This window comes from Lutibacter sp. (assembly GCF_041596795.1).
GTDB lineage: Bacteria > Bacteroidota > Bacteroidia > Flavobacteriales > Flavobacteriaceae > Lutibacter.
In genome coordinates, this window is the sequence record NZ_JBFHHX010000026.1 from 24,235 (window position 1) to 30,842 (window position 6,608).

General features: G+C 28.2%; 6 protein-coding genes. All 6 read right to left on the reverse strand.

From position 1 onward, the window contains the following. Nucleotides 1–3 precede the first annotated feature (3 nt). Nucleotides 4–1,119 carry a F0F1 ATP synthase subunit A gene (gene atpB, locus ABY298_RS05130; RefSeq protein ID WP_372744936.1) on the reverse strand — a complete coding sequence of 372 codons (1,116 nt, stop codon included), beginning with the start codon at nt 1,117–1,119 and terminating at the stop codon, nt 4–6. A gap of 493 nt (nt 1,120–1,612) precedes the next feature. Continuing rightward, a complete protein-coding gene (locus ABY298_RS05135; RefSeq protein ID WP_372744937.1) occupies nt 1,613–1,843 on the reverse strand; it encodes an AtpZ/AtpI family protein in 231 nt (76 codons plus the stop codon). Further along, a complete protein-coding gene (locus tag ABY298_RS05140) occupies nt 1,812–2,210 on the reverse strand; it encodes a polymer-forming cytoskeletal protein (protein WP_372744938.1) in 399 nt (132 codons plus the stop codon). The genes ABY298_RS05135 and ABY298_RS05140 overlap by 32 nt, the downstream gene beginning before the upstream one ends. A 22-nt stretch (nt 2,211–2,232) precedes the next feature. Continuing rightward, nucleotides 2,233–4,407, reverse strand: coding sequence for a tetratricopeptide repeat protein (locus ABY298_RS05145; protein WP_372744939.1), 2,175 nt, complete (start codon nt 4,405–4,407; stop codon nt 2,233–2,235). A gap of 93 nt (nt 4,408–4,500) precedes the next feature. Next, nucleotides 4,501–5,196 carry an ABC transporter ATP-binding protein gene (locus ABY298_RS05150; protein ID WP_372744940.1) on the reverse strand — a complete coding sequence of 232 codons (696 nt, stop codon included), beginning with the start codon at nt 5,194–5,196 and terminating at the stop codon, nt 4,501–4,503. Nucleotides 5,197–5,224: 28 nt separating this feature from the next. After that, nucleotides 5,225–6,608, reverse strand: a 1,384-nt coding sequence (locus ABY298_RS05155; RefSeq protein ID WP_372744941.1) for a DUF5687 family protein, incomplete at its 5' end; no start/stop codon positions are given.

Below are 6,608 nucleotides of genomic sequence, written 5' to 3' on the forward strand. Positions count from 1 at the left end.
TTTTTAATGATGATCGTGTTCTTCTACAGCTGAACCAAAGTACAGTGCAGATAACATTGTGAAAATATATGCTTGTAGCGCTGCTACCAACAATTCTAATAAGGATAATGCAAATGCTAATCCGAATGATAATGGACTACCAATCCAATTTTTGAAAATAAACATTAAACCAATAATGCTCATTAATACAATATGCCCGGCTGTAATGTTAGCGTACAAACGAATCATTAATGAAAATGGTTTAATAATAGTTCCTAAAAGTTCAATAGGAGCTAATATAATTTTCATTAAGGTTGGTACTCCTGGCATCCAAAAAATATGTTTCCAGTAATCTTTATTTCCAGAAAAAGTTGTAATAAAGTATGTCATTAACGCTAAAGCTAATGTTACCGCAATATTGTTTGTTACGTTTACTCCAAGTGGTGTTAAACCTAATAAGTTAATTATCCATACAAAGAAAAATATAGTTAATAAATAACTCATATATCTTTTGTAGTGTTTTTTACCAATATTTGGAATTGCAATATCATCACGAACGTATAAAATAATAGGCTCTAGTAAACGTCCTAAACCTGTTGGTAGGGCATTTTTTTTGTAATTTTTAGCCATTTTGCTAAACATAAAGAACATTAATAAGCCCACTAAAAAGATGAAAACAACGTTTTTAGTGATAGAAAAATCTAATGGTTTTATGTTGGTTGCGTGATGGTGCTCATCATAATTGATAATTCCTTCAGCCGAATCAGTTTTATAAATTTTGCCATGGTATAACTTATAAAAGTTTCCGTCTACTTCAGCAACACTTTCTCCGTGATGTAATTTTGAAGAAGAAAACACTTGTAAACCGCCATCCCATAAAATAACTGGTAATGGAGCTCCAATATATTTGTGTTCTCCAGCATCTGTTGTGTAAGAAAACAAACTAAAATCGTAAGAATCTAACAAGTGATGATTAATATATTCTTTAATTTCAGTTTTTAAATCTTTATCCACAGGTGCTATTTCTGTGTGCGCTGCTTCAACAGTTTTCTCTACTTGAGTGTCATGTTGTGCATTAACTGAAATTGTTACAGCTAACAATAGAAACGAAAGTATTTTTACTAAGTTAATTCTATGCATATCACTTTTATTAATAGTGTTTTCGTATAAGATTTGCCAAATGTACGGTTTTATATTAAAAACTAAAAAATATTTTTTTTGGTTTTCTCAATAGCTAAATATTGAAAAAACAACCATTTAGTCCTTATTATTCAATAGTTTTATTAAATAAAAAGTCTCAAAAAAAAGACATAAGCTATACGGAATTAGAAATGATGCAGCCTCTAGGGAATTAACATTTCCATCTTGCTTAAAACTTGCATTAAAAAACATAAAAAATATTGCAAATTTTAATAAACTTCCACCCATATAAATAAACCCTAAAATATCTAAATATTTTACACGTAATTTATAAAGAACCGTGTAAATAATTAGTGCTAAAATAAAGTTTAACACATAGGATAGAACAATTTTATTTCCGAAAAGTGAAAGATTTAAATACTGTAAAATTGCAATATGCGTAATAAATACAATTATTAGACTAAAAAAAAGCTTTAACCCAAATTTAAGAGCATTATTCATACTTATCGTTAATACTTTTTAATTGTGCAATAACGCTATAAATGGCAATAACCAATGAAACAAGTGTAAGTATAATGGTAAAAAGTTTGTTGGTGTTTTGATAATGTATATCTAATTTTTTACCAAAATAAACACCCAAATAGATTGTTAAACCCATTTGAAAGGCAACACCTGTAAGTTGCAAATATTTATTAAGCTGTTTTTTCTTGTTTGGATTGTTCATTTTTTAATGCTTTAACACCACCTTTCATAATACAGGTTGCATTAAATTCGGCTCCTGGTTCTACCGCTAATTTAAATATAACCACATCTCCTGTAATTTTTGCAGAAGTTTTTAAAGTTAATAAGTTTGAAGCGTAAAATTCACCCGAAAAAACGCCAGCAATATCAGCTTCTGCACATTCTACTTTTCCTTTAACACAGCCAGATTCTCCAATAACTATTTTGCCGTTAGTTTTTACATTTCCCTCAACAAAACCTTCAATTCTAAAATCCCCTTCAGCCATTATATCTCCAATAATAGTGGTGTTTTTTCCTACTACATTAAATTCTGAAATTGGTGATTGTTTTATTTTTTTTTCTGCGAACATAATCTTACTTATTTAGGGGTTATTATATTTTGGTTTTAATGGTTTCAATTACTTCTAATGCTTTTTTTCCTTCATCAGTATTTGGGTAATTTATAGCAACAAAATCTAAAGCTTGTTTAAATGCTAAAATTCCATCTCTTTTTCCAATAGCATATGCTTTTAAAAGGTATAACTTTGGAATTATTGCATCTCCTTCATACTTTACTATTGCTTCTTCTGATTTTACAATAACTTCATTGTATTTTTCATCTTTATAATCGTAAAATAGCAAAGAGTATTCCGATTCGGCCAAATTAATGCTATCTGTAATCAACGCTTCATTAGGGTTCAATATTATTTTTGCGTAGTTAGAATTTGCATAATTTGTTAAAATATCATTTTTCAAATATTCTGCTTTTGGATTGTTTTCCTGATTGTATAATTTAAATAAATGATATTTTGCAGGAAGTTCTATAGAAGTATCTGGAACAAAAGTGAGTAATTTTTCTAATTTTTCTTTGGCCAAATCAGTTTCATTAAATTGCTCTTTATAAATAATTCCCAACTTATAATAGGCATTATCTCTATCTGTTTTTAAACTATCTATTTGCTGTTTTGTGGTTGGAATTTTATTTAAATAATAAGATAATTCTAATTTTTGCGAATTTGGAATCGCATTTGATGCAATTGCATTTTCTTTTTGAGGAACTCCAGGCATATTTAATCTAGATTTATCACTCAACCTCCAATTATCTTCTAAAGTTCTATTTCCCCAAACACGTTTAAACTCTTGTTCTCCATAGCCAACCGTTTGGTTATTGTAAAAATACCAACTACCTTTTGTAGATTGCGCATTAGAATTATTAGCTGCTAATGCTGATCCTGTATTAATTTTATTTTGAAGTTTTTCTTGAGCTGCTTTTAATTTCTCTATATGAGCATTAAAATAAGCTTCTTGCTCATCTTTACTCATAGAAGTAACAGACAATATACTATCGTTATTTTTTGCAATTCCTTCGTATAAAATAACCTCGTTTAAATTATTTCTTTTTCTTTTTAAACGAAAAACACGTTTAGAAGTATCATCGGTTGTAATTTTAAGGATACTATCGTAGTACGATGCTGCTGTTACAAATTGAGCTTTGTCAAAATAAATATTTCCGATGGCTTCAAATGATAATTCTTTTTGAAAATTATTTTGTTTGCTAGATGCTATAGCCATTTTATAGTTTTTAATGGCGCTTTCTGTATTTACAGACTCGTCAATTTTTCCTAATTGATAATACAAAGCATCTAAATATTCTTTATTAAAAGGGTTATTTATAAGTTTGTTTAAGGCTTCTTTGGCTGCAAATTTATCTTCTAATGTGCTTACATTTTTAGCCTTTTCTATTTCTGCGTGAATTTTATATTTATAAGGCGCTTTTTTTAAATTTATAATTTTCTGAAAATAAATTGTAGATGTGTCTAATACTTTTTTATTGGCATATAATTGTCCTAAAATAAATAAATTTCGCGCTTTTTGTTCTTCGTTAAAATTTACTTTAATCGATTTTTTTAGGTTTTTAATAACTAAATCTGTACTATCGGAAGCTTCGTAAGCCATTGCTAAAGCTGTATAAGCCCTTCCTTTAATTTCATCGTTTAATTTTTTGTCTTTCAACAGTATTTTTAAATTTTCTACTGCTTGCTCTTCATTTCTTAAACGAATATGTGTTTTAGATTGCCAAATTCTGGTTTCGTTAATTAAATTTGCTGTTGGATAATTAATAATTACGTAGTTAAATGCTTCTAAAGATGGCACAAATCTTTTAGAGTAATAACGCGATTTTCCTAATAACAAATACGCATCGTCTATTTGCTTGTTGCGTTCTCTTCGCAAAATTAACATGGAGTGTTTTTGAATAGCTTTTACCGCTTTTTCTTCTGCTTTATCAAATTCTTCAGGAGAATTATCTTCATCTTTTGTAACTCCAGGAATGGCTAATTTATCAACTTTTAAAGGTTCTATTGGTAATACTTCCCAGTAGTTATCTTCATAATTAGAATTTAATTGATCTAACCCTTGTTGAAATGCTATATTTCCATTGTACAAAACATTATACTTTGTAGTAACAGAATGAAAATTCCTACTTATAAAAGTGTCTTTTTTTGTTGAGCAACTTACTACAATTACAATGCTTAAAAAAGCTACAACTATTTTTATAGAATTATTCAATTGATTATGTATTTTGTTAACCCTTAACTTATTAATGATATTAATTATTGTAAAAGGAGTGTAAAAATACAAAAAACAATGTATTTAATTAGTTTACACAGAAAAATACGCTTCTAATTCTTGTAAAGTTTCTTCCGATGTTTTTAAATCCTTTACAATTTCACCTTTGTCTAAAACAACAATGCGCTCGCAAACTTCAGTTACGTGACCTAAATCGTGGCTTGAAATTAAAATTGTAGCATTACTATTTTTAGTTAAATCTTTCAATATTTTTTTTAATCGGATTTGTGTTGTTGGATCTAAATTTGCGAAAGGTTCATCTAAAATTACTACTTCTGGATTTCCTATTAACGCTGCAACAATTCCTGCTTTTTTCTGATTCCCTTTTGATAAATCTCTTAAATATTTCTTTTTACCAATAATCTCATCATTAAAAATTTCAGTAAACTGACTTAAAAATGTATCAATATCAGCTTTGTTCATTCCGCGAAGTTCACCAATAAAATAAAAATATTCTTCTGGAGTTAAATACCCAATTAAAAAACTTTCATCAATAAAAGCAGCTGTAAATGGTTTCCAATCTTCACTTTTATTTACTTGAATTTGGTTATTTAATACGCTTCCAGTAGTTGGCTTAATTAAATCTAACAATAAATTAAAATAGGTTGTTTTTCCAGCGCCATTGTTTCCCACTAAACCAAACGATTGCCCTTTTGGAATTTCTAATGATGGTATATTTAAAACGGTTACACCGCCATATTTTTTTGAAAGTTCTGTAGATTTTATCATTGTAATATATTTTTTGTCGAATAGTTAATTAATTGTTTTGATCAAAAGCGCTGATCATTTTATGTTTTGAATTTAGGTACTGTTTGGTTATAAAATTCATTATTTTTTGATGTAAAACAATTCCAATGCCGCCTAAAACAATTAAAGTTATAACTCCAGCTTCAAAATTGATAAATTTATAAGGAATGTAGAAAAACAAAATTGGTATTAACAACAACGGAAAACCAATTATCCATTGTACGGCACCCGTTCCTTGATAATTAAAAGCTGCGCGCTGTGTTAAATCTATTTTTTTTCTATTGAAAGAACCTCCATATAATAATACGTGAGAATTTATGCCAATATTATACACCATTGCAGCAAAGTGAATTGCTAAAATTTTCCATCCAAAATACACATACGGAATACTTAGTACAAACATTAGTACTGCACTAAATGCCATTAATGAATATTTTGAATTTAAATATTGTTTGTATTTAATATTCTGACTCATTAATAACTTGTAATAACCACTATCCCAAGCAGGAATAAACTGCCCGAAGTTGATCATAAAAATTCCGGTTACAAATATTCCAACAAAAACAATCATTGGAGTTAAATTTTGAAATGTTGGATTAGGGTAAAAAGCTAAACCATAAAATAACCCAATAACTACAATAAAAAGTGAAGAACGCGGACGTTTATTTCTCCACAATAATTTTAAGTCTAGTTGTAAAAACGGTGCAATATCTCCAAATCTGCGTGTCCAAGCTAAATCGGTAGTTGTAGCAACATCGGCTTTAACTTTTAAAGAACCATCAACATATAATTTTTTCTTTAACTCTGCATAATTAATAGCATATAAACCAACTAAAACTAAAATTGGAATTATAATTAATATTGGATTTGATATGATAGCGTTTACCGCATTTCCTAATGCTGTTGAAATTGAAATAATTTCGAAATGATTTAATGCGAATAAACCCGAAGCTATGGCAATAATTGGTAAAAAAGATAATTCAGTTTCGGCAGATTTGGCTTCAATAATAAAATTTAAAAAATTGATTATTAATGTAAAAATGTACATTAATAACATCCAAATTAAAGCTGTTGTTGTGCTATAATCTTCAAAAATTAAAATTACGCCAAAAGGAATAATAGCGAAAAGTGGTAAAAAATTAAAAAATGAAATAGCTGATTTTCCTAAAACATAATTTAAAATTGAACTTCGTTTTAATGGAAGAATTAATAGTGGTTTAATATTTAATACAGGCAATTTTTGCATAAAAAAGCGCAGTACTAAATCGCCCAAAAACCAATAAAATAAAAATCCGTTTACCATAATTAATGGATCAGATTCTGGAAATTGTTTTTTTAACAGTGGGTAAATACTAATTCCTAAAACTAAAAAAGTAAGCATAAAATACACAGCC